Source organism: Armatimonadota bacterium, from assembly GCA_031459765.1.
Taxonomy (GTDB): Bacteria; Sysuimicrobiota; Sysuimicrobiia; order Sysuimicrobiales; family Kaftiobacteriaceae; genus Kaftiobacterium; species Kaftiobacterium secundum.
This window is the reverse complement of sequence record JAVKHY010000002.1, coordinates 72,052-93,825: the sequence shown is the minus strand read 5'-3', so window position 1 is coordinate 93,825 and position 21,774 is coordinate 72,052. Positions and strand designations below refer to the sequence as shown.

The window sequence follows — 21,774 nt, the reverse complement described above, 5'->3', positions numbered from 1 at the left end:
ATGACCGAGCGCCCGGCGACGGTGGCGCCCTTCCGGCCTCCCGACCCCGATCAGGCCGAGGCCGTCGGCCCCGCTCCCGCCGACGCCGTCCCCCGACCCCTCCGGCCGGACACGGTCGTCGTCCTGGACTTCGGTGCGCAGTACGCCCAGCTCATCGCCCGGCGGGTCCGTGAGAGCCGGGTGCACAGCCTGATCCTGCCCTTCGACACGCCGGTCGAGCGGGTGATGGCGCTGCGGCCGAAAGGCATCATCCTCTCCGGAGGACCGGCCAGCGTCTACGCGCCGGGCGCGCCCCGCTGCGACCCCGCGCTCTTCGACGGACGCGTTCCCGTGCTGGGCATCTGTTACGGGATGCAGCTGATGGCGCACGAACTGGGCGGCCGGACCGCCCCCCTCGGCCAGCGCGAGTACGGCCGGACGCGCCTGTTCGTGGAAGACCGCGAGGATCTGTTCCGGGGACTGGAGCAGCGGCTGCTCTGCTGGATGAGCCACGGGGACTCGGTGGCGGAGATGCCGCCGGGGTTTGTGGCTCTGGCCCGCACCGACCACAACCCCGTGGCCTCGATGGCCCACCGCGGGCGGGCCCTGTACGGGGTGCAGTTCCATCCGGAGGTCACCCACACGCCGTGGGGCGCGCAGGTCCTGCAGAACTTCCTGTTCGCCATCTGCGGCGCGCGTCCGACCTGGACGATGGCCTCCTTCATCGGATCCCAGACGGCCGCCATCCGGGAGACCGTCGGGACGGGCCGTGCCATCTGCGCCCTCTCCGGCGGCGTGGACTCCGCCGCCGCGGCGGCATTGGTGCACCGCGCCATCGGCGACCAACTCACCGCGATCTTCGTGGACCACGGCCTGCTGCGCTCCGGCGAACCGGAGCAGGTGGTGCGCACCTTCCGCGACCACTTCCAGATCCCCCTGGTGCACGTCGATGCCGGGGAGCGGTTCCTGCGCCGTCTGGCCGGCGTGACCGACCCCGAGACGAAGCGCCGGCGCATCGGCGAGGAGTTCATCGCCGTCTTCGAGGAACACGCCAGGGCGCTGGGGCAGGTGGAGTTCCTGGTGCAGGGGACGCTGTACCCCGACGTCATCGAGAGCGGCACCCGCACCGCGGCGCGGATCAAGACCCACCATAACGTAGGGGGCCTCCCCGAGCGGCTGCAGTTCCGGCTCATCGAGCCCTTCCGCGAGCTCTTCAAGGATGAGGTCCGGGAGGTGGCGCGGCAACTCGGTCTGCCCGACGAGATGGTCTGGCGTCATCCCTTCCCCGGGCCGGGGCTGGCCATCCGCGTGCTGGGGGAGGTGACGCCGGAGCGCCTGGCGATGGCGCGCGCCGCCGACGCCATCGTCATCGAGGAACTCCGCGCCGCCGGGCTGATGCGCGAGGTGTGGCAGGCCTTCGCCGTGCTGCTGCCGGTGCAGTCCGTGGGGGTGATGGGGGACGCCCGCACCTACGGGCACACCGTGGCCGTGCGCGCCGTGACCAGCGAAGACGGGATGACGGCGGACTGGGCGCGGCTGCCGGACGACCTGCTGGAGCGCATCGCCAGCCGCATCACGCGCGAGGTGCCGGGCGTCTCCCGCGTGATGTACGACATCACCAGCAAGCCCCCGGCCACCATCGAGTGGGAGTAGGGTCACCGCGGAGCCGTGATTTACGCCATGATGTAATGCTGTTATGCTTGAGCCGGTGAGCGTCCGTGCGCCGTGTGCAGCTGCAGCTGGATGAGTCCACCTATGAAGCCCTGCGCCGCCGGGCGTTTGCGCGGCGCCAGTCGCTGGCGGCCACGGTTCGAGAGTTGCTCCGGCAGCAGCTGAGCCGCAGCCGCCCCCGGCGTCGCTTCAGGCTGGAGGACTTTTCGTCCATCGGGGCGGCATCGGTCAAGGATCCGTACCCGGTGTCGGAGCAGCATGACCGGGCCCTAACGGAGGACCGGTGGTGATCTTCGTTGATACCTCGGCGATTTATGCCTGGGTCAACGCCGCCGACTCGAATCACCGCCGGGTGGTGGCCTCGCTGGCCGCAGCCCTGGAAGCCGGGGAAGATTTTCTGACGCACAACTACGTGCTGGTCGAGAGCGCCGTCCTGCTCCGCCGACGGCTGGGATGGACGGCGGTCAGGCGGTTCCTCCACGACGCTGCTGTGTTCCAGGTGCGCTGGATCGATGAGGCGCTGCACCGGGCGGCGCTGGACCGCTTCGTGCGCAGGCGGGGGCGCGTCAGTCTGGTGGACGAAGTCAGCTTCCTTGTCATGCGGGAGCGCGGGATCAGCGAGGCCCTGGTGTTCGACCAGGATTTCCTCCGCGAGGGGTTCCGTTACTATCGCGCCTGACTCCCAGGGACACTCCCCCCGCACCGCCGTCCTCGTCGGGGGGCTCTTCACCGCGGTGGTGGCGCTGCGCGTCGCGGCGGCGGCCGCAGGTCCGCTGATCGACGACGAAGCGTACTACTGGCTGTGGGCCCGGCAACTGGCCTGGGGGTACCTCGACCATCCCCCGATGGTGGCCTGGCTCATCGCCCTGACCACGATGATCGGCGACTCCGCCTTCGCCATTCGCCTCGGCCCCCTGATGCTCGGTCTCTTGACGTCCTACACGCTGTTTCTGTTGGGCCGCGAGATGTCGGGGCCGCGCGCCGGACTGGTGGCCGCGGCCCTGTTCCAGATCGTCCCCGTGCTGGCCGGGGCCGGCCTGCTGGCCACCCCCGACGCACCGCTGTTGCTGTGCTGGGCCGCGACGCTGCGCTTCGCCTGGCAGGCGCTGCACGGCAGGTCCCGCCGCTGGCTGGCCGCGGGCGGCTGCATCGGCCTCGGACTGCTCAGCAAACTCACCATGGTCTGGCTGCCGGCGGGGCTTTTCCTCTACGTCGCCTTTCGGGCGCCGCGCGTGTTGCGGTCCTGGCCTCCCTACGGTGGGGCGGTGCTGGCCGCCGCCCTCTCCGCGCCCGTGGTCTTCTGGAACGCGCACCACGCCTGGGCGGGCGCGGATTATCTCCTGACGCGCCGCCTCACCGGTGCCTCGCCGGGCGTTGCCGGGATCGTGAAGCTGCTGGAGGAACAGATCCCGTTCACCCTGGCCCTGTGTCCGGCCTTCATCTGGGTGCTGCTCGTGCCCCTGCGGCGCCGCGGCGAGGTGCCCGTCTTTCTCGTGGTGACCGCGCTGCCGGCCCTGATCTTCCCCTTCCTCCCAGCCTACGCGGGCGCGTGGCCCCACGGCAACTGGCTCGCGCCGGTGTACCTGCACCTCACCCTGGTCCTCGCTGCGGTGTGGACCCGCGCCGCGGCCCTGCCGGCCGCGCTCAACGCCGTCGCGATCGCCTACGTTCTGGCCGCCGCATCGTTCTCCACCTTGCCGCTGCCGCCGGGCGCGGAGGAGGTCTACGGCTGGGCCCAGGCGGCGTCGCGCGCGGCCGAAGAGATCGGCTCGCTCGGTCCGGGCGCGGTGGTCGTGGCCGACCGATACCAGATCGCCGCCCAGCTGGGCTACCACCTCCGCGGCACTCCGGTGGCGCTCCTGCCGTGTCCCCATCCGGGCTCGATCTGGCCCCGGCCCGAGACCGTCGCCGGAAGGAACGCCGTCACGGTGCTCGACGCGCGCTGGGCGCCGACGGTGGACTGGGCCCGGGCGGCGTCGCGGGTGGAGGAGGCGCAGGCCGTGGTCATCACGGCGCGCGGCCGGCCGGTGCGGACGTTCCGGCTGTATCGCCTCTACAACCTCCGGCCGCCGGCCTGTCCGTGACCCGCCGGTCGCGCCCCGGGGGCGTCCGCCCAGGGCATTTTCCTCGGGATGAGTGCAGGCTCCAGGGCTCAGCCTTGACGTCCGGACGACCCGGCCCCTACCGTGGAGGCGCGGGGAGGGGACCCGAGGACGTGGAGGATCGGCACGACGATCGAGGCCGCGCACGACGACTGAGGCGATGACGCTTCTGGACGATCTCAATCCGCCGCAGCGCCAGGCCGTCACGCATCCGGGCGGGCCGCTGCTGATCCTGGCCGGCGCCGGCAGCGGGAAGACGCGCGTCCTGGCCCACCGGGTGGCCTGGTTGATGCGCGAGCAGGGGGTCCCTCCCTCGCGGATCCTGGCCGTGACCTTTACGAACAAGGCGGCCGGTGAAATGCGCGAGCGGGTGGACCGCCTGGTCGGCGCGGCGATCACCCGGGGGATGTGGATCGGCACGTTCCACCACCTCTGCAGTCGCATCCTGCGCCGTCACGGCGACCGGGTGGGGATCCACCGGGACTTCCTCATTTTCGATGAGGACGACCAGCGTCGGGTGGTGCGGGGCGTCCTCGCCGACCTGGGCCTGGACGAACGCCGCTTCCCGCCGCAGGTCGTCCTGGCCGTGATCGACCGGGCCAAGAACGAAGCCCTCGACCACCTGGCCTACGCCGAGCGGGCGACGGGGTTCTACGAGGAGGTGGTGGCCCGCGTCTGGCGCGGGTACCAGGCGGCGCTGCGCAACCACAACGCGCTCGACTTCGACGACCTGCTGCTGGAGGTGCTCCGGCTGTTCGAGGAGGCCCCCGAGGTGCGGGAGGAGTACCAGGACCGCTTCCTGCACGCGCTGGTGGACGAGTACCAGGACACGAACCGCGCCCAGTACCTGATCGTCCGGACGCTGGCCGCCAGGCACCGCAACCTGGTCTGCGTCGGCGACGACGACCAGGCGATCTACCGGTTCCGCGGCGCCGATGTCCGCAACATCCTGGACTTCGAACGGGACTATCCCGACGCCACGATCGTCAAACTGGAGCAGAACTACCGCTCGACCAGGACGATCCTGGCCGCAGCCGGCGGGGTGATCGCCCACAACCCGCACCGCCACACCAAGCGGCTGTGGACGGCCAACCCGGACGGCGACGCCGTCGCCCTGTACGAGGCCGCCGACGGCCACGATGAGGCCCGGGCCATCGCCGAGGAGATCCAGCGTCTGCGGAACGGGCTGCGCTACCGCGACATGGTGGTGCTGTACCGGACCAACGCCCAGTCCCGCCTCTTCGAGGAACAGTTCCTGCGCTCCGGGATTCCCTACACCATCGTCGGCGGCGTCCGCTTCTACGAGCGGAAGGAAGTGCGCGACCTCCTGGCCTACCTGCGGCTGGCGCTGAACCCCGGGGACGGCGTCAGCGTGGAGCGGGTGATCAACGTCCCGCGCCGCGGGATCGGCGAGGTCAGCCTCGACCGCCTCAAGACCTTCGCCGCCTCGCGGGGGATGGGGCTGCTCGCGGCGCTGGCTGATCCGGAGGGGGTGGAGACCCTCCCCAAGGCGGCGCAGCGGGCGGCTGCGGAGTTCGTGGCCCTGATCGACCGGCTGCGCGACCGGGCCGGGAGGGTGCGCGCCGCCGACCTGGTGGAGCAGGCGATCGTCGAGACCGGGTACCAGGCAATGCTGGAACAGGAGGGCACCGAGGAGGCCTACAGCCGCCTGGAGAACCTGCGCGAACTCGTCACCGTGGCCCGGGAGTTCGAGGAGATGACGGGGGAGACGACCCTGGAGGCGTTCCTCCAGCACCTGTCGCTGGTGACCGACCTCGACACCTGGCAGCAGGAGGCGGACCGGATCACGCTGATGACCCTGCACAGCGCCAAGGGTCTGGAGTTCTCGGTGGTGTTCCTGGCCGGACTGGAGGAGGGGCTGTTCCCGCACGCCCGGGCGCTGGAGGAAGAGGGCGGCCTGGAAGAGGAACGCCGCCTCTGCTACGTGGGGATGACCCGCGCCAAGCAGCGCCTCTATCTCTCCTACGCCCGCCAGCGGATGATCTTCGGAACCACGCTGCCGGGGATCCCTTCCCGGTTCCTGGACGAGGTGCCGGAGGACCTCCTGGTCCGCATCCGGCAGGCGCCGTCTCCCGCGGTGGAATGGCCGGAGGAAGACCGCGAGGTGCCGACCTTTGTCGCCGGGGAGAAGGTCCGTCACGCGGCCTTCGGGGAAGGCCGCGTCCTCGAGGTAGAGGGGGAGGGCGCGCGCGCCGTCGTGACCGTACAGTTTGCCCACGGGATCAAGCGCCTGGCGCTGGGCTACGCCCCCCTCGAGCGCATCACCTGAGTCCCGGGCATGCTCCCTCGGACGTGGTTCCTGGCGGTCCTGGTCGCCGCGACGACACCGCTGGCCCTCTCGGACCCGATCGCCATCGCCGAGACGACGGTGGCCGTCCCTCCGGCGCTCGTCGCGGCCGACGGCGTTGTCCACCTCTTCTGGATCCACCGCCCGCCGGGGTATCCGCGTTCGACCGGCGAGTTGTGGCATGCCGTCGTGGCGACCGACGGCCGCCCCCTGGGCGCTCCGTCGCGCCTGGCCACGGCCGCCGACACCCGCTTCGCCTGGCCCGCGGCCGAACGCCTGGGATCCCGGCTCTGGGTCGCCTGGATGGAGCGGCAGGGCGATGCCCTCCGGGTGCGGGTGACGCTCCTCGACCAGGACGGCCGAACCGTGAAGAGCGTCGGACCCGGAGGCCGGGAGGCGGAGGAAGGGGGGAGGGTCTCCCTGCTGGCTTCGGAGGGGATCCTCCACCTGGCCTGGAGTCAGTTCGACTCCGGCCGGCGGCGCATCTGGTACGCGCGCCTCCGTGCCGACGGAGAGGTCGACCTCCCCGCCCGGGCGGTGGCGCAGGGGGAGGCGCCCGCCCTGGCGATCGCGGAGGGAGTCCGCCTGTTGTGGTGGCATCCTGCAGGCGGCGGAAACCACGTCCTGCGCATGGCTGCTCCCGGCGGACCTGGCGGCCCTGAGGAGTTGACCGGCCGACTTCTGCTGGTCCATCCGCTGCCGCCGATTCCGTTGCCGGTGGGCGGCGGGATCGACGTGCTGGTGCCGACCACCGAACGGGCCTTCCGGACTTCCGGGCAGCTCTATCTGGTCCGCGTGCGCGGGAATGCCGTGACCGCGCGACTGCCCCTGTCCCGCGGCCGATCCATGGCCGACGTGGCCGCCGCCGCGGTCCCGGGCGCCGCCGGCGGCCTCGTGGTCTGGCAGGAGGCCGCCGGGCGCCGGCAGAACGCGGAGATCTTCGGCGCCGCCTTCGACCCCGCGGCGGGTCAGCTGACCGCCGTCACCAGGCTGACGTACACCCCGGCGGGCTCCATCCGGCCGGCCATCGTGATCCCCGCGGGAGGACCTGTCCTCGCCTGGCTGGAGACCCTCGACATTGCGCGGTTCAGGGTGGTCCTGGGTACGGCCCAAAGGGCGCGCCCGCGCGCGTTTCTGCTGGGAGTGCCGGAACTCGATCTGCGGCGACCCGTCCTCTTCGTCACCTTCGCCCTCACCGCCCTCGCCGCCACGCTGCCCTACGCGGCGTTGTTCACCGCGATCTTCGGTCTGGGAGCACTGGCCGTCCTCCTCCTTGCCGGCGCGGTCCTCGGCGGATTCTCCTGGTGGGACGACTTTCGCCGGCGGATCGGCGTTTCGGCCTTCCTGGTCGTCGTGGCCGTCCTCCAGATCTCCGGCCGGGCGGTGATCCCCGGCCGGCCCGACTGGGCGACCCTGGCGGGGACGCTCCTCCTCTTCGGGGGCCCGGGAGTGCTCTGGGGCGCCAGGCGGAGAGGGGCGTCCCCGTCCCTCCCGCTGATCGCCGCCGCCGCGGCGGTGGGGCTCCAGATGATCGCGGTGCTCTTCCCGTGGGCGGCCGGACAGCTCAGCCAGTTCTGACGGGGGAGGAGACCACTCCGGGGGGTGGAATGCAATTATATCAGTTCCTATGCTCGAGTAGACTTTTGTATGCTGAGGCACGGCCGCGGAGGGGGATCCCGGCCGGCCTTTCTCCAAGGAGGGGAGCATGGTGAGACGATGGTTGGAGCTTATCACCGTGGGCTCACTGCTGCTGGCGCTGCTGGCGGGGATGGCCACCGCGCAGACGCCGCCCAGAAGGTTCTCTCTGCCGGATATCCCGAACCCGAAAGTCGTCACCTATCCCCACGAGGTCGGCAAGTACGGCGGGGTGCACGTGCGGGCGCAGATCAGCGATCCGCGCACCTTCAACTACCGCGTGGCCCAGGAAACGTCGTCCACCGATATCCTGGCCAACGTCTTCGACGGCCTCGTGGAGCAGAACTACATCACCGGGGAGATCGAGCCGGCGCTGGCCGAGTCCTGGACGGTGAGCCGGGACGGCCGAACGTGGGTCTTCACCCTCCGCCAGGGCGTCACCTGGCATGACGGGAAACCGCTCACGGTGGACGACGTCATCTTCAGTTTCGAGTCCGTCTTCACCGAGGGGGTGCAGACCAGCGCCCGCGACACCCTCACGTTTGAGGGCAAGCCGCTGCGGTTTCGCAAGCTCGACGACCGCCGCATCGAGTTCCGGACGGAGAAGCCCATCGGCACCTTCCTGCGCGTGATCGGCATCGCCATCCTGCCCAAGCACAAGCTGGCGGAGGCCCTGGCCAAGGGCGGCGCCGAGTTCAACCGGACCTGGGGCGTCAACACACCCCCCCGGGAGATCGTCGGCACCGGCCCCTACGTCATCGCGGAGTACGTGCCGGGCCAGCGGGTGACCATGCTGCGCAACGCGCGGTACTGGAAGGTGGACAAAGCCGGCAACCGGCTGCCCTACCTGACCCGGTACGTCCGCCTGATCGTGCCGAACCTGGACGCGGCGCGCCTGAAGTTCCTGGCGGGAGAAACCGACGTCTACGCCGCCCGCCCGCGGGAGTTCACGGAGTTCAAGGGGCTGGAGCGGCAGAACAACTTCACCATCTACGACGGCCCGGAGACCTTCGCCTCCGAGTTCGTGGTCTTCAACCAGAACCCGGCCGGGGTGAAGCCGCCGAAGCTGACCTGGTTCCAGGACGTGCGCTTCCGCCGCGCCATCAACCACGCCATCGACCGGAACACCATCGCCAACCAGATCTACGCCGGGCGGGCCACGCCGGCCTGGGGGCCGCTCAGCGTGGGCAACAAGCTCTACTACAACGACAAACTGCCCCGGTACGAGTACAACCTGGCCCGCGCCGAGCAGCTGCTGGCCGAAGCCGGCTACCGTAAGGGCGGCGACGGCTTCCTGCGCGACCCCCAGGGCAACATCGTGGAGTTCACCCTGTCCACCAACGCCGAGAACAACGACCGCGTGGCGATGGGCAACATCCTGCGCCAGGACTGGACGAAGCTGGGGATCAAGCTGACCTACGCGCCCGAGGCCTTCAACACCCTGGTGGGCAAACTGGTGGGGACCTTCAACTGGGATGCGATCATCATCGGCCTCACCGGGGGAATCGAGCCCGTCACGGGGAAGAACGTCTGGCTCTCCTCGGGCAGCCTGCACATGTGGTGGCCCAAGCAGGAGAAGCCGGCCACGGAGTGGGAGGCGGAGATCGACCGCCTGTTCAACTCGGCGGAGGCGGAGGTCAGCCAGGAGAAGCGCAAGCAGTTCTACCTGCGCTGGCAGCAGGTGGTGGCCGAGCAGGTGCCGATCCTCTACTTCAGCTACCCAAAGACGCAGCCCGCGGTGCGCAACACCATGGGCAACGTCACCCCCATCGGGCTGCAGGGGGCGATCGGACCCATCGACACCCTGTACTACAAGCAGGTCCTGAGGTAGCCGCCCGCCGGCGCACCGGAGGGGCCGGTCTCCGGCCCCTCCGGTGGCGCCTGTGACGATCCGTGCTGCGCCACATCGTCCGCCGCCTGCTGCAGCTGATCCCGCTCCTCCTGGGGATCACGGTCCTGTCCTTCCTCATCATCCAGCTGTCCCCGGGCGACTTTCTGGCCGAGATCCGCCTGAATCCGGTCGTCTCCCAGGAGACGGTGGACCAGATGCGCGCCAACTTCGGCCTCGATCAGCCCCTCCACATCCAGTACCTGCGGTGGCTGAGCAACGTCGTCCGCGGCGACTTCGGCTACTCCTTCGCCTTTCAGGTGCCGGTGCTGTGGCTGATCCAGTCCCGCCTGCTCAACACCCTCCTGCTCAACGTCGTGGCCCTGGTCATCGCCTGGCTCGTGGCCGTGCCCATCGGCATCCACGCCGCGACGCGCCAGTACAGCGCCACCGACAACCTCTTCTCCTTCATCGCCTATATCGGCATCAGCACCCCGACCTTCTTCTCCGGCCTGCTGCTGCTCTACCTGGCCTTCGTCACGCGCCTGCTGCCCATCGGCGGCATGACCAGCCTGGACTACGCCCTGCTGCCCTGGTGGGGGAAGGTCCTGGACGTCGCCCGGCACATCATCATCCCCGCCTCGGTGCTGGCCTTCCTCGCCGTGGCCGGCCTGATGCGGCAGATGCGGGCCAACCTGCTGGAGGTGCTGCGCCAGGACTACGTGCGCACGGCGCGCTCCAAGGGGCTGGCCGACCGCGTGGTGATCTACAAACACGCCGTGCGCAACGCCATCAATCCGCTGATCACCCTGTTCGGGCTGGAGCTGGGCGGGTTGCTCAGCGGCTCCGCCATCCTGGAGAACGTCGTGGGCTGGCCGGGACTGGGGCAGCTCATCCTGGACGCCGTCACGCGCAAGGACCTCTACGTCGTCATGGGCAGCCTGGTCATCGGGGGCGTGACCCTCGTCCTGGGCAACCTGGTGGCCGACATCCTGCTCGCCGTGGCCGATCCGCGGATCCGGTACGACTGAGACCCATGGTCACAGAACGCCTTCCCATGGAACGGCCCCGGTCCCTGGCGGACGACCAGCGCCTGGCGGCGCGCAGCCCTCTGCAGCTGGCCTGGCGGCAGCTCCGCAAGCACCGCCTGGCTATGGTCGGCGGGATCATCCTCATCGTCCTGTACACCATGGCGCTCTTCGCCGACTTCCTCGCCCCGTACTCCCTGGACTACAACGACCGCGCCAAGTTCTACCACCCGCCGACGGTGCCGCGCTTCCGCGACGCGCAGGGACGGTTCCACTGGCGCCCCTTCGTCTACAACACGACGCTGGTCGACCCGGGGCTGCGGGTCTTTGCCGAAGACCGCAGCACCACCTACCCGATCCGGTTCTTCGTCCGCGGCGAGCCCTACCGCCTGTTCTGGGTGATCCCCAGTCGGATCCGCCTCCTGGGGGTGGACGAGCCGGCCCGGCTGTTCCTCCTGGGGACGGACGGCTTCGGTCGGGATCTCCTCTCGCGCATCCTGTACGGCAGCCGGGTCTCGCTCATCGTCGGCATCCTGGTCGTGGCCGTGACCATCCCCATCGGCATGGTCTACGGCGGCATCGCCGGCTACTACGGCGGTCGCGTGGACAACATCATGATGCGGCTGGCCGAGGTGATCATCGCCTTCCCCGCCTTCTACCTGCTGCTCACCCTGAGCGCCGTCCTGCCCACCAACGTCGGCTGCACGACGCGTTTCTACCTCATCGTGCTCATCCTCAGTTTCATCGGCTGGGCCGGGTTCTCGCGGCTGATTCGGGGGTACGTGCTCTCCCTGAAGGAGCGGGAGTACATCCTGGCGGCGAAGGCGATGGGGCTGGACGACCTGCGCATCATCCTGCGCCATGTCCTGCCCAACACCGCCTCCCTGGTCATCGTCGTGGCCAGCCTGTCCATCCCCGGGGCCATCCTGGGGGAGTCCGGCCTGAGCTTCCTCGGTCTGGGGGTGCGGGAGCCCTGTTCGTCGTGGGGGAACCTGCTCTCGGCCGGGGCCAACCTGGTGAACCTGAGCCGTTCGCCCTGGCTGTTGTTCCCCGGCCTGTTCATCATCGCCGCGGTAGTGGCCTACAACTTCCTGGGCGACGGCCTGCGGGACGCCTTTGACCCCCGGCTGCGGACGAGCTAGCGAAGAGGGGGCGGGCCGGGAACCAGGAAATAATAGTGTACGTATTGTATGCTGATGTATGTAATTGAGTGCCGGGAGAGGGTCATACGATGACCACCGATCTGATGACCGTTGAACAGGTGGCCGCCTACCTGCAGCTGAACAAGCTGACCGTCTACCGGTACATCCGGGAAGGGCGCATCCCGGCGGCCCGGCTGGGCAAGGCCTACCGCATCCGCAAGGCCGACGTGGACGCCTTCCTGGAGCGGAGCACCGTCAGGGGGCAGCCCCCCGCCGCAGCCCGCCCGCGGCGCTCGGCCCGGCTCCAGGTGGCCCAGCGGGCCTCCCGCGTCTCCGCCGAAGAGATCGCCGTCGCGCCCGGGCGGCGCGAGGTGCCGGAGACCCATCCGGAACTGACCATCAATCCTATGGAGTGGGTGATCCGCGGTCTGCACTAGCGCCCTGCGAAGTGGCTGCACCTTGGAGGGGGGTGGTGGACGGGACCCACGATGCGGTTCCCCTACCGTGCGCCCGGGCACCCCGGGAGCAACTCTGACAGGCAGAGGAGGAGTGCAATGCGTGCCAGACGCCAGTGGAGTCTGCTTCTGCTCGCCCTGCTGCTGACGCTGACGCTCGTGCCCTGGCAGGCGGCGCGGGCCCAGCAGACGGGCCCGGCGGCCGGGCGCGACCAGGTGGTCATCGGCATGTCGCAGGAGCCCGACTTCCTCAACCCGATGTTCGCCGAGATGGCGGCCGCGGTCGCCGTGCTCGACACGATCTTTGTCAGCGACATCGAGCGCGACAACACCTGGAAGCTGTTCGCCCAGGGGGTCGAGGCTATTCCCAATCTCAAGGACGGCACCTGGAAGCTGGACGGCGATCGCATGACGCTGGTCTGGAAGATCAAGCCCCGCAACTGGTCGGACGGACGGCCCGTGACCTGCGCCGACTTCGTCTTCACCCACAACGTCGCGCGCAACGAGCAGGTCCCGGTCATCGTCCGCGACCTGACCAACCGGATCAGCAACATCGTCTGCACCAAAGGGGCCAGCGGCACCGACATCACCGTGAACTGGAAGGAGCGGTACGCCTACGCCAACCTGACGATCACGGAGTACGGGGCGCTGCCGCGCCACGTCCTGGAGAAGTACTACCGGGCCAACCCGAGCAAGCTCAACGAAGCGCCCTACGGGAACGATCCGGCGATCACCATCGGCGACGGCGCCTACAAACTCGTGGAGTGGCGCAAGGGCGCCTCAATGACCGTGGAGGCGGTGCCGAACCACAAGCTCTTCGGCACGCCGAAGATCCGGCGCATCACCTGGCGGTTCATCCCCGACACCAACGCCCTGGTGGCCAACATGCTCTCCGGCGCCATCGACGCCATCGGCACCATCGGCATCACCTTCGACCAGGCGGTGCAGCTGGAGCGCCAGGCGGCCGGGCGCTTCAAGGTCTTCTTCGAGGAAGGCCTGATCTGGGAGCACATCGACTTCATGCTGGACAACCCGCTGCTCGCCGACGTCCGCGTGCGCCGGGCCATCGCCCACGGCATCAACCGGGAGCAGATGGTCCAGCAGCTGTTCGGCGGCAAGCAGCCCGTCTCCCACAGCTACCTGCCGACCAAGCACCCCGGCTACCCGCGGGGCGATCAGGGGGTGACCAAGTACCCCTATGATCCGGCCCGGGCCCGGGCCCTGCTCCAGGAGGCCGGCTTCAGCCCCGGTCCCGACGGCGTGATGCGCAACGCCCAGGGCCAGCGGCTCTCCTTCGAGCTGAACACGACCGCGGGCAACCGCGTGCGCGAGCAGGTGGAGCAGATCATCCAGCAGAACCTGCGCGAGATCGGCATCGAGATCAAGATCCAGAACTACCCTGCCCGGGTGTACTTCGGCGAGATCACCAACCGGCGGAAGTTCCCGGGCCTGGCCATGTACGCCTGGGTCATGTCTCCGACCAGCGACTGCGACCAGCTGTACACCTCCGACGGGATCCCCAACGAGGGCAACGGCTGGGCCGGCCAGAACTACCCGGGCTACAAGAACGCCGAGATGGACCGGCTGTGCAAGGCGGCGAGCCGCGAGGTGGACGAGGCGAAGCGGAACCAGCTGCTGAACCAGACCGTGCAGCTGTTCTCCCGCGACATCCCGGCTCTGCCGCTGTACATCCGGGCCTCGGTGGCGGCGGCGAAGCCGGGACTGCAGGGCTTCACCGCGGTGCAGTTGTCGGGCACCTACGAGACCTGGAACGCCCACCGGTGGTTCTGGCAGTAGGGAGGAGCTGAAGCGCGATCGGCGGGGGCCGTCTGGCCCCCGCCGATCGCGAGGCGAAAGGACGCCCGAGCCCAGTGCAGCGTTACATTCTCCGCCGGCTCCTGCAGATGGTCCCCATCGCCCTGGGCATCTCCATCCTGATGTTTGCCCTGCTGACCCTGGCCCCGGGCGACCCCGTGGACCTGTTGATCGCCAGCGACCCGCGCGTCAAGCCCCAGGACGTGGCGCGCCTGAAGCGCATCTACGGGCTGGACCAGCCGATCCACATCCGCTACGTGAAGTGGCTGGGGCGCACCCTCCGCGGCGACCTGGGCTTCTCCCGCACCTACAAGGAGCCGGTCACGCACCTGATGCGCGACCGCATCGGCAACAGCCTGTGGTTGACCGTCACCGCCTTCGTGCTGGCCCTGGTCGTGGCCGTGCCCGTGGGTATTTACTCCGCGTTGCACCAGTACTCGCCCCTCGACTACCTGGCCACGACCTTCACCTTCTTCGGCGTGAGCATCCCCGTCTTCTGGTTCGGCATCATGATGATCTACCTGTTCGCCGTCTGGCACCCGTGGACGGCCCTCCCCGCGCTCTCCTGGCTGGTCCTGCCGCCGGGCGGGATCAGCACGCCGGGGGTCGCCGGCGGGCTGCCCTTTTATCTGGACCGGCTGCGCTACATGCTCCTGCCCAGCATCGTCCTGGCCCTGCTGTCCATGGCCACCTACACGCGCTACACCCGCTCCAGCATGCTGGAGGTGATTCGCCAGGACTACGTGCGCACGGCGCGGAGCAAGGGGCTGGCCGAGCGGACCGTGATCAACAAGCACGCCCTGCGCAACGCCCTCATCCCCCTGGTGACGATCGTGGCCCTGTCTATCTCCGGCCTCTTCGCCGGCGCGCCGATCACCGAGACGGTCTTTGCCTGGCCGGGCGTCGGCCGGCTGCTGGTGGACTCGGTGATCGGCGGGGACTACGTCGCCGCCCAGGCGGTGTTGATGTTCCTGGCGGTGCTGGTTCTGGTCTTCAACCTGATCGCGGACATCGGCTACGCCCTGCTCGATCCGCGCATCCGATACGACTGAGGGGAGGATCCGATGGCCCGGAACGCCGCCACGCTCGCCTCCCTCGCGCCGGCCGCTCCGGCGCAGGCCGGGGAGGGGTACTGGCAGATCGCCTGGCGTCGTCTGCGCCGGCACCGCCTGGCCATGGGCGGGCTCGTCGTGATCGTCGTCCTCATCGCCTCGGCCGTCTTCGCCCCCTGGATCGCGCCCTACCGTTTCGAGCAGATCGACCTGCTGAACCGGTTCGCCGGTCCCTTCCGGGCCGGGCACCTCCTCGGGACGGACGATCTGGGGCACGACGTGCTCACCCGCCTCCTGTACGCCGGGCGGGTCTCCCTGCTCGTGGGGTTCGCCGCCGCCTTCTCCGCCGTGGCCCTGGGCACGCTGGTGGGCGTGGTGGCGGGGTTCTACGGGGGCCTGGTGGATAACATCCTGATGCGCCTGACCGACATCGTGCTCACCCTGCCGGTGTTCGGGGTGCTGCTGCTGCTGGGGCGCTACTTCGGCGGCGGGCTGCTCGCCATCATCATCATCATCGGCCTCTTCGGTTGGACCGTGACCTCCCGCCTCGTCCGCGGGGAGATCCTGAAGCTCAAGCACCTGGACTACACCGACGCGGCCCGGGCCCTGGGCGCCAGCGAGACGCGGATCATCTTCCGCCACCTCCTGCCCAACGCCATGGCGCCGATCATCGTCGCCGCGACCCTGGATGTGGGCGGCGCGATCCTCACCGAGGCGGCGCTCTCCTATTTCGGCGTGGGGATCCAGCCCCCGACCCCGTCGTGGGGGAACATGCTGCAGAACGCCCAGTCGTACCTGTGGACCTCGCCCTGGCTGGCCTTCTGGCCCGGGATGATGATCTTCCTGACGGTGCTGTGCTTCAACTTTTTCGGGGACGGGCTGCGCGATGCGCTGGACCCGCGGCTGAAGATCTGACCGGATGGCGGCGCGATGTCCCGGTACGTGGGGCGGCGGCTCCTGCAGAGCCTGGTGGTGCTGGCCGGGCTGTCCGTGCTGCTGTTCACCCTCCTGGTGTACACGCCGGGCGATCCGGTGGAGATCATCGCCGCGACCCAGCCGGATCTGGAGCCCGAAGATATCCGACGCCTTCGCGAGTACTACGGCCTCGACGATCCGGTGGGGGTGCGGTACGTCAAGTGGCTGCGCACGGTGGTGAAAGGAGATCTCGGGATCTCACGGACCTACGGACAGCCGGTGACCCGGCTCATCCGACAGCGGCTGGGCAACACCCTGCAGCTGCTGACCGCCGCCTTCCTCATCGCCTTCACCCTGGGCGTGAGCGTGGGCCTCTACTCCGCCCTGCACCAGTACTCGGTCGTCGACTACCTGGCGACGCTGCTCTCCTTCGCCGGACTGGCCATGCCGGTGTTCTGGCTGGGGATCCTTGTCATCCTGGTGTTCGCCGTGTGGCTGCCGGTCTTCCCCGCCGGGGGGATGATGACCCCGGGGGTGGAGCCCGGCTGGCCCACGGTCGTCGACCGGCTGCGCCATCTGGTGCTGCCGACCCTCGTCCTGGCCGCCGCGGGCATGGCCACCTGGGTCCGCTACAGCCGGAGCGCGATGCTGGAGGTCGTCCGTCAGGATTACATCAGGACCGCCCGGAGCAAGGGGCTGCCCGAGACGCTGGTCACGCGCCGCCACGCGCTGCGCAACGCGCTGATTCCCATTGTCACGCTGCTGGCGCTGAGCATCCCCGCGGTCCTCGACGGCGCGGTCGTCACCGAGACGATCTTCTCCTGGCCCGGGATGGGGCTGCTGCTGTTCCAGGCCGTGCTCGGTCACGACCACGCCGTGGCCATGGCGGTGCTGATGTTCCTGGCCGTGGCCACGCTGCTGGCCAACCTGGTCGCCGACGTGGCCTACGCCCTGGTGGACCCGAGGATCCGCTATGAATGACACCCCGATCCTGGGCCGGGAACTCCTCCCCGGGGCGGCCCGGCGGGAGACGCCGGTGGGGCAGTCCTACTGGCAGGTGGCCTGGCGGCGGTTTCGCAAACACCGGCTGGCCATGGTCGGAGGCGCGATCGCCGCCGGGCTGAGCGCCATGGCGCTGCTGGCGCCCTGGCTCGCCCCCTATGCCTTCGACCAGCTCAGTCTGGGCGCGCGCTGGGCGCCGCCCGGGAGCGGCCACTGGTTCGGGACCGACGAGCTGGGTCGGGATGTGCTGACCCGGATCATGTACGCGGGGCGGATCTCGCTGACCGTCGGCTATGTCGTCGCCGTCAACGTCGCCGTCATCGGGATGGTGGTCGGCGCGGTCAGCGGGTTCTACGGGGGAATGGTAGACGCGGCGTTGATGCGCCTCGTGGATGTGCTCCTGTCCATCCCCACGCTCCCGCTGTACCTGATCCTGGCCGCCCTCATTCCCGGCGGGGGTGTCTCGCGCATCATCCTGATCTTCACCGCCTTCGGGTGGACCGGGGTGGCCCGCCTGGTGCGGGGGCAGGTACTCTCCCTGCGGACCCTGGAGTTCGTCCAGGCGGCGCAGGCCATGGGGGCGAGCGAGGCACGGGTGATCCTCCGGCACCTGCTGCCCAATGCGTTGGCCCCGGTCATTGTCGCCGCCACCCTGGCCGTCGGTGGGGCGATCCTGGGCGAATCGGCATTGAGCTTTCTGGGCCTGGGGATCGCCCCGCCGACGCCTTCCTGGGGCAACATGCTGCAGCGCGCCCAGGAGTATATCTGGAACGCGCCGTACCTGGCGGTGTTTCCGGGACTGTTCATCTTCGTCACCGTCCTGAGTTTCAACTTTCTGGGGGACGGGTTGCGGGATGCGCTCGATCCGCGCCTGCGGGTGTAAGTGAGGAGCCCCCCGGTGCGGCCGCGGTGCACCACAGGGGAGGGAGGGGAGCGGGGATGAGACGGATCCTGGCTGTCGTGATCCTGCTGGCGGCTCCCGCCGCACTTCTCGCACCAGGGGGGCCGGCGGCGGCCGGTCCGGCCGGTCGCGAGACGGTGGTCGTCGGATTGGCCCAGGAGCCGGACCAGCTCGGGCTGTTCACGATCATGGCCGTGGCCGGGGTGATCCACAACCCTCTCTTCGGCTACGTCGCGCCCTTCACGGACAAATGGGTCCGCACCCCCATCATGGTGGAGAAGCTGCCCTCCCTCAAAGACGGCGACTGGGTCCTGCTGCCCGACAACAAGATGCGGGTGACCTGGAAACTCAAGCGCGGTTTCACCTGGCACGACGGCCGCCCGGTCACCGCGCTGGACTACGTCTTCACCTATCAGATGGCGCGCAATCCCCGCACCCCGCGGGTGGCCCGCTTCGTCGTGAACAAGGTGGACAACATCCTGATCCCCAACCCCAACGACCCTTACACCATCATCGTGCAGTGGAACGAGCGCTGGCCCTTCGCCAACAGCCTGCCCTTCGGCTTCAACTTCGTCTACCCGCGGCACATCCTGCAGGCCGCGTACCTGAAGAGCCCGGAGACGCTGGAGCGGCATCCCTACTGGCGGGCCCCCGTGGGCAACGGCCCCTACCGCTTCGTGGAGTGGGTCCCGGGCAGCCACATCACCCTGGAGGCCAACGACCGCTGGCCGCTGGGGAGGCCGGCCATTCGGCGGATGGTCTTCCGGTTCATCCTCGACTCCACGGTCCTCATGGCCAACCAGATCAGCGGCGACGTGCACGCCACCGAGATCAACAACTTCGGCTGCACCCAGATGGAGCAGATCGAGCGCCGCAACCCTGCGGTGGTGGGACACTACCGGGAGGCGATGATCTGGGAACGGCTGGACTTCAACCTGGACAACGAGTGGTTCAGGGACCGGCGCGTCCGCCAGGCCATCGCCCACGCCCTGGACCGCACCGCCCTGGCCGAGATCTCCTGTCCGGGCGGCCGCCAGCCCGTGGCGCACTCCTGGATTCCGCCCAGCCATCCGGCCGCCCACCCCAACCTCCGGAAGTACGCCTACGATGTGGCCCGGGCCCGGGCCCTGCTCCAGGAGGCGGGGTTCACCATGGGGCCGGACGGCGTGTTGCGCGACGGCGCGGGGAAGCGCTTTGAGATCACCATTATGACCACCGCCGGTAACGCCGTCCGGGAGCAGGTGGAGCAGGTGATGAAGGAACAGCTGAAGCAGGTGGGGATCGATCTGCGCATCGACAACCGCCCGGCCTCGGTCTTCCTGGGCCCGGTGGTCTCCCGCCGGCAGTTCCCCCACCTGGCGATGTACGCCAGCCTGTTCAGTCCGGAGCTGACCGAGTTCGACCGCTTCCACAGCAGCATGATCCCCTCCGAGCAGAACGCCTGGCAGGGCAACAACCGCACCGGCTGGCGCCACGCCGAGAACGACCGGATCTGGGAACAGCTCAACGCCGAACTGGACGACACCCGGCGCATCGCCCTGTTCCGCCGCCAGCAGGAGATCTTTGCCGAGGAGCTGCCCATGATCCCGCTCTACTTCCGCCTCAGCCTGACCACCAACATGCGGGCGCTGCGGAACATCCGGCCGACGGGGCTGGGCACCTTCTACATCCCGTGGAACGCCTGGGAGTGGACCTGGGGCGAGCGTTGAGAGGACGAGGGCGGCGACAGCCGAAGTAGATCATGGGTCTGCTTGAGTTGAGGTGAGCCGATGGCCGAGGAGACGCTACTTTCCGTTCGCAACCTGAAAACATACTTCTACACCGACGAGGGCGTGGTCAAAGCCGTGGACGGTCTCTCCTACGACCTGCGCAAGGGGGAGACCCTGGGCATTGTGGGGGAATCGGGGTGCGGGAAGAGCGTGCACGCCCTTTCCGTGATGCGCCTCATCCCCACCCCCCCCGGCAAGATCGTGGAGGGGGAGATCTTCTTCCAGGGGACGAACCTGCTCAGCCTCCCCGAGGAGGAGATGCGGAAGATCCGCGGCAACCGCATCGCCATGATCTTCCAGGAGCCGATGACCTCGCTGAACCCGGTGCTGACCATCGGCGAGCAGATCGCCGAGGCGGTCATGCTGCACCAGGGGCTGAGCAAGAAGGACGCCTGGGACCGGGCCGCGGAGATGCTGGAGAAGGTGAAGATCCCGCTGGCCCGGGAGCGGGTGCGGGACTACCCCCACCAGTTCAGCGGGGGGATGCGTCAGCGCGTCATGATCGCCATGGCGCTGTCCTGCAACCCGGCCATCCTGATTGCCGACGAGCCCACCACGGCCCTGGACGTCACCATCCAGGCCCAGATCCTGGACCTGATGCGGGAGCTGCAGCAGGAGTTCCACATGGCGATCATCCTCATCACCCACAACCTGGGCGTGGTGGCCGAGATGGCGGACAACGTGGTCGTGATGTACGCCGGCCGGCCGGTGGAACACGCCACGGTGGAGGACATCTTCCGCGACCCGCGGCATCCCTATACCTGGGGCCTGCTGCACAGCATCCCCAAGCTCTACGAACGCAAGGAGCGGCTGATCCCCATCGAGGGGCAGCCGCCCAGTCTGATTGACCTGCCGCCGGGATGCACCTTTGCCCCGCGTTGCCCCTTTGCCATGGAGGTGTGCGTGAAGGCCGATCCCCCGGAGTACCCCGTGGGCGTGAACACCCACACCGCGCGCTGTTACCTCCACAGCGAGCACGCCAGCGAGGAGGACAAGAAGGCGGCGCTGCAGGCCGGGCTGGCCGCCTCCACCAGGGGCGGGCGGGTCTAGGCCCAGATCTGAAAGACGCAGGGGAGGACGGGCGTGAGCACCCAGTCGAGCACCGAGACGATCCTGGAAGTGAAGAATCTGGTCAAGCACTTTCCCATCACCAAGGGGTTCATCCTCCAGCGCCAGGTGGGGGCGGTGAAGGCGGTGGACGACGTCTCCTTTACCATCCGCAAGGGGGAGACGCTGGGGCTGGTGGGGGAGTCGGGCTGCGGGAAGACCACCACCGGGAGGGTCATCCTGCGCCTGATGGAGCCCACCAGCGGCGAGGCCTACTTCGAGGGGCGCAACATCTTCAAGCTCACCAAGGAAGAGCTCCGGCGGTTACGGCGCGACATGCAGATCATCTTCCAGGACCCCTACTCCTCGCTGAACCCGCGCATGACCGTGGGAGACATCATCGGCGAGCCGCTGGAGATTCACAACCTGGCCCGGGGCAAAGAGAAGATTCGCCGCGTCCAGGAGCTCCTGGAGGTCGTCGGCCTGTCCCCCTACCACACCAACCGCTACCCCCACGAGTTCAGCGGGGGACAGCGTCAGCGCATCGGTATCGCCCGGGCGCTGGCCGTCAATCCCAAGCTGATCATCTGTGACGAGCCGGTCTCGGCCCTGGACGTCTCCATCCAGGCCCAGGTGTTGAACCTGCTGGAGGAGCTGCAGAAGGAGTTCGGCCTCACCTATCTGTTCATCGCCCACGATCTGTCGGTGGTCAAGCACATCAGCGACCGGATCGCCGTGATGTACCTGGGACGGATCGTGGAGATCGCCGACGCCGACCAGCTCTTCGAGAACCCGCAGCACCCCTACACCGAGGCGCTGCTCTCCGCGGTGCCGATTCCGGACCCGGGGATGCGCCGGGAGCGGATCATCCTCCCGGGGGACGTGCCCAGCCCGGTCAACCCGCCCCCCGGGTGCCGGTTCCACACGCGGTGCCTGTACGCGCAGGAGAGCTGTCGGGTGAACGACCCGGCGCTGGTGGACTACTGGGGCACCGGACACTTTGTGGCCTGCCCGGTCCTGCCCTTCAAGCACCAGCGCAGCAAGGCAGCGGTGATCAGACAGCCGACGGTGAGCGGCGGTGAAGGGCAGGGCGTGGGGTAGAAGGAGGTGACAGCGGCAGGTCGG

General features: G+C 69.0%; 18 protein-coding genes. All 18 read left to right on the top strand.

Going from position 1 to position 21,774, the window contains the following annotated elements; translation table 11 throughout:
* The 18 genes from guaA to QN141_03035 all read left to right on the top strand — a co-directional run bounded on the left by guaA (position 1) and on the right by QN141_03035 (position 21,750).
* Positions 1–1,632, top strand: a complete 1,632-nt coding sequence (gene guaA, locus QN141_03120; GenBank protein ID MDR7557456.1) for a glutamine-hydrolyzing GMP synthase — start codon at positions 1–3, stop codon at positions 1,630–1,632.
* A gap of 65 nt (positions 1,633–1,697) precedes the next feature.
* Complete coding sequence (locus QN141_03115; protein MDR7557455.1) at positions 1,698–1,940, top strand: ribbon-helix-helix protein, CopG family; 243 nt, start codon at positions 1,698–1,700, stop codon at positions 1,938–1,940.
* Positions 1,937–2,329 carry a PIN domain-containing protein gene (locus QN141_03110; protein MDR7557454.1) on the top strand — a complete coding sequence of 131 codons (393 nt, stop codon included), beginning with the start codon at positions 1,937–1,939 and terminating at the stop codon, positions 2,327–2,329. The genes QN141_03115 and QN141_03110 overlap by 4 nt, the downstream gene beginning before the upstream one ends.
* A 55-nt stretch (positions 2,330–2,384) precedes the next feature.
* Complete coding sequence (locus QN141_03105; GenBank protein MDR7557453.1) at positions 2,385–3,734, top strand: glycosyltransferase family 39 protein; 1,350 nt, start codon at positions 2,385–2,387, stop codon at positions 3,732–3,734.
* A 178-nt stretch (positions 3,735–3,912) separates the two neighbouring features.
* On the top strand, positions 3,913–6,042 hold the full coding sequence (locus QN141_03100; protein MDR7557452.1) for a UvrD-helicase domain-containing protein: 2,130 nt from the start codon (positions 3,913–3,915) through the stop codon (positions 6,040–6,042).
* A 9-nt stretch (positions 6,043–6,051) separates the two neighbouring features.
* Positions 6,052–7,638: a hypothetical protein gene (locus QN141_03095; protein MDR7557451.1), complete on the top strand. Its 1,587-nt coding sequence runs from the start codon at positions 6,052–6,054 to the stop codon at positions 7,636–7,638.
* A gap of 127 nt (positions 7,639–7,765) precedes the next feature.
* A complete protein-coding gene (locus tag QN141_03090) occupies positions 7,766–9,526 on the top strand; it encodes an ABC transporter substrate-binding protein (GenBank protein MDR7557450.1) in 1,761 nt (586 codons plus the stop codon).
* Between the two features lie 62 nt (positions 9,527–9,588).
* Positions 9,589–10,554, top strand: a complete 966-nt coding sequence (locus QN141_03085) for an ABC transporter permease (protein ID MDR7557449.1) — start codon at positions 9,589–9,591, stop codon at positions 10,552–10,554.
* A gap of 26 nt (positions 10,555–10,580) precedes the next feature.
* On the top strand, positions 10,581–11,693 hold the full coding sequence (locus QN141_03080) for an ABC transporter permease (protein ID MDR7557448.1): 1,113 nt from the start codon (positions 10,581–10,583) through the stop codon (positions 11,691–11,693).
* Positions 11,694–11,782: 89 nt separating this feature from the next.
* The gene (locus QN141_03075; protein MDR7557447.1) at positions 11,783–12,130 is read left to right on the top strand and encodes a helix-turn-helix domain-containing protein; all 348 of its coding nucleotides are present in this window, start codon (positions 11,783–11,785) and stop codon (positions 12,128–12,130) included.
* Between the two features lie 117 nt (positions 12,131–12,247).
* Positions 12,248–13,945 (top strand): peptide ABC transporter substrate-binding protein, encoded by a 1,698-nt coding sequence (locus QN141_03070; GenBank protein MDR7557446.1) that lies wholly within the window; start codon positions 12,248–12,250, stop codon positions 13,943–13,945.
* 74 nt (positions 13,946–14,019) lie between these two features.
* Positions 14,020–15,015, top strand: coding sequence for an ABC transporter permease (locus QN141_03065; protein ID MDR7557445.1), 996 nt, complete (start codon positions 14,020–14,022; stop codon positions 15,013–15,015).
* Positions 15,016–15,027: 12 nt separating this feature from the next.
* Positions 15,028–15,930 (top strand): ABC transporter permease, encoded by a 903-nt coding sequence (locus QN141_03060; GenBank protein ID MDR7557444.1) that lies wholly within the window; start codon positions 15,028–15,030, stop codon positions 15,928–15,930.
* Between the two features lie 15 nt (positions 15,931–15,945).
* Complete coding sequence (locus QN141_03055) at positions 15,946–16,911, top strand: ABC transporter permease (GenBank protein ID MDR7557443.1); 966 nt, start codon at positions 15,946–15,948, stop codon at positions 16,909–16,911.
* Positions 16,904–17,815, top strand: coding sequence for an ABC transporter permease (locus tag QN141_03050; GenBank protein MDR7557442.1), 912 nt, complete (start codon positions 16,904–16,906; stop codon positions 17,813–17,815). Before QN141_03055 ends, QN141_03050 begins: the two co-directional genes overlap by 8 nt.
* 56 nt (positions 17,816–17,871) lie before the next feature.
* Positions 17,872–19,542, top strand: coding sequence for a peptide ABC transporter substrate-binding protein (locus QN141_03045; protein ID MDR7557441.1), 1,671 nt, complete (start codon positions 17,872–17,874; stop codon positions 19,540–19,542).
* A 60-nt stretch (positions 19,543–19,602) separates the two neighbouring features.
* Positions 19,603–20,652: an ABC transporter ATP-binding protein gene (locus QN141_03040; protein MDR7557440.1), complete on the top strand. Its 1,050-nt coding sequence runs from the start codon at positions 19,603–19,605 to the stop codon at positions 20,650–20,652.
* 33 nt (positions 20,653–20,685) lie between these two features.
* A complete protein-coding gene (locus QN141_03035; protein ID MDR7557439.1) occupies positions 20,686–21,750 on the top strand; it encodes an ABC transporter ATP-binding protein in 1,065 nt (354 codons plus the stop codon).
* The last annotated feature ends 24 nt before the right edge of the window (positions 21,751–21,774 follow it).

Bases quoted from the DNA above. Each gene is read 5' to 3' on its own strand.
- guaA (MDR7557456.1), top strand. From the start codon at position 1: ATGACCGAGCGCCCGGCGACGGTGGCGCCCTTCCGGCCTCCCGACCCC.
- QN141_03100 (MDR7557452.1), top strand. From the start codon at position 3,913: ATGACGCTTCTGGACGATCTCAATCCGCCGCAGCGCCAGGCCGTCACG.
- QN141_03095 (MDR7557451.1), top strand. From the start codon at position 6,052: ATGCTCCCTCGGACGTGGTTCCTGGCGGTCCTGGTCGCCGCGACGACA.
- QN141_03090 (MDR7557450.1), top strand. From the start codon at position 7,766: ATGGTGAGACGATGGTTGGAGCTTATCACCGTGGGCTCACTGCTGCTG.
- QN141_03080 (MDR7557448.1), top strand. From the start codon at position 10,581: ATGGAACGGCCCCGGTCCCTGGCGGACGACCAGCGCCTGGCGGCGCGC.
- QN141_03075 (MDR7557447.1), top strand. From the start codon at position 11,783: ATGACCACCGATCTGATGACCGTTGAACAGGTGGCCGCCTACCTGCAG.
- QN141_03070 (MDR7557446.1), top strand. From the start codon at position 12,248: ATGCGTGCCAGACGCCAGTGGAGTCTGCTTCTGCTCGCCCTGCTGCTG.
- QN141_03060 (MDR7557444.1), top strand. From the start codon at position 15,028: ATGGCCCGGAACGCCGCCACGCTCGCCTCCCTCGCGCCGGCCGCTCCG.
- QN141_03055 (MDR7557443.1), top strand. From the start codon at position 15,946: ATGTCCCGGTACGTGGGGCGGCGGCTCCTGCAGAGCCTGGTGGTGCTG.
- QN141_03050 (MDR7557442.1), top strand. From the start codon at position 16,904: ATGAATGACACCCCGATCCTGGGCCGGGAACTCCTCCCCGGGGCGGCC.
- QN141_03045 (MDR7557441.1), top strand. From the start codon at position 17,872: ATGAGACGGATCCTGGCTGTCGTGATCCTGCTGGCGGCTCCCGCCGCA.
- QN141_03040 (MDR7557440.1), top strand. From the start codon at position 19,603: ATGGCCGAGGAGACGCTACTTTCCGTTCGCAACCTGAAAACATACTTC.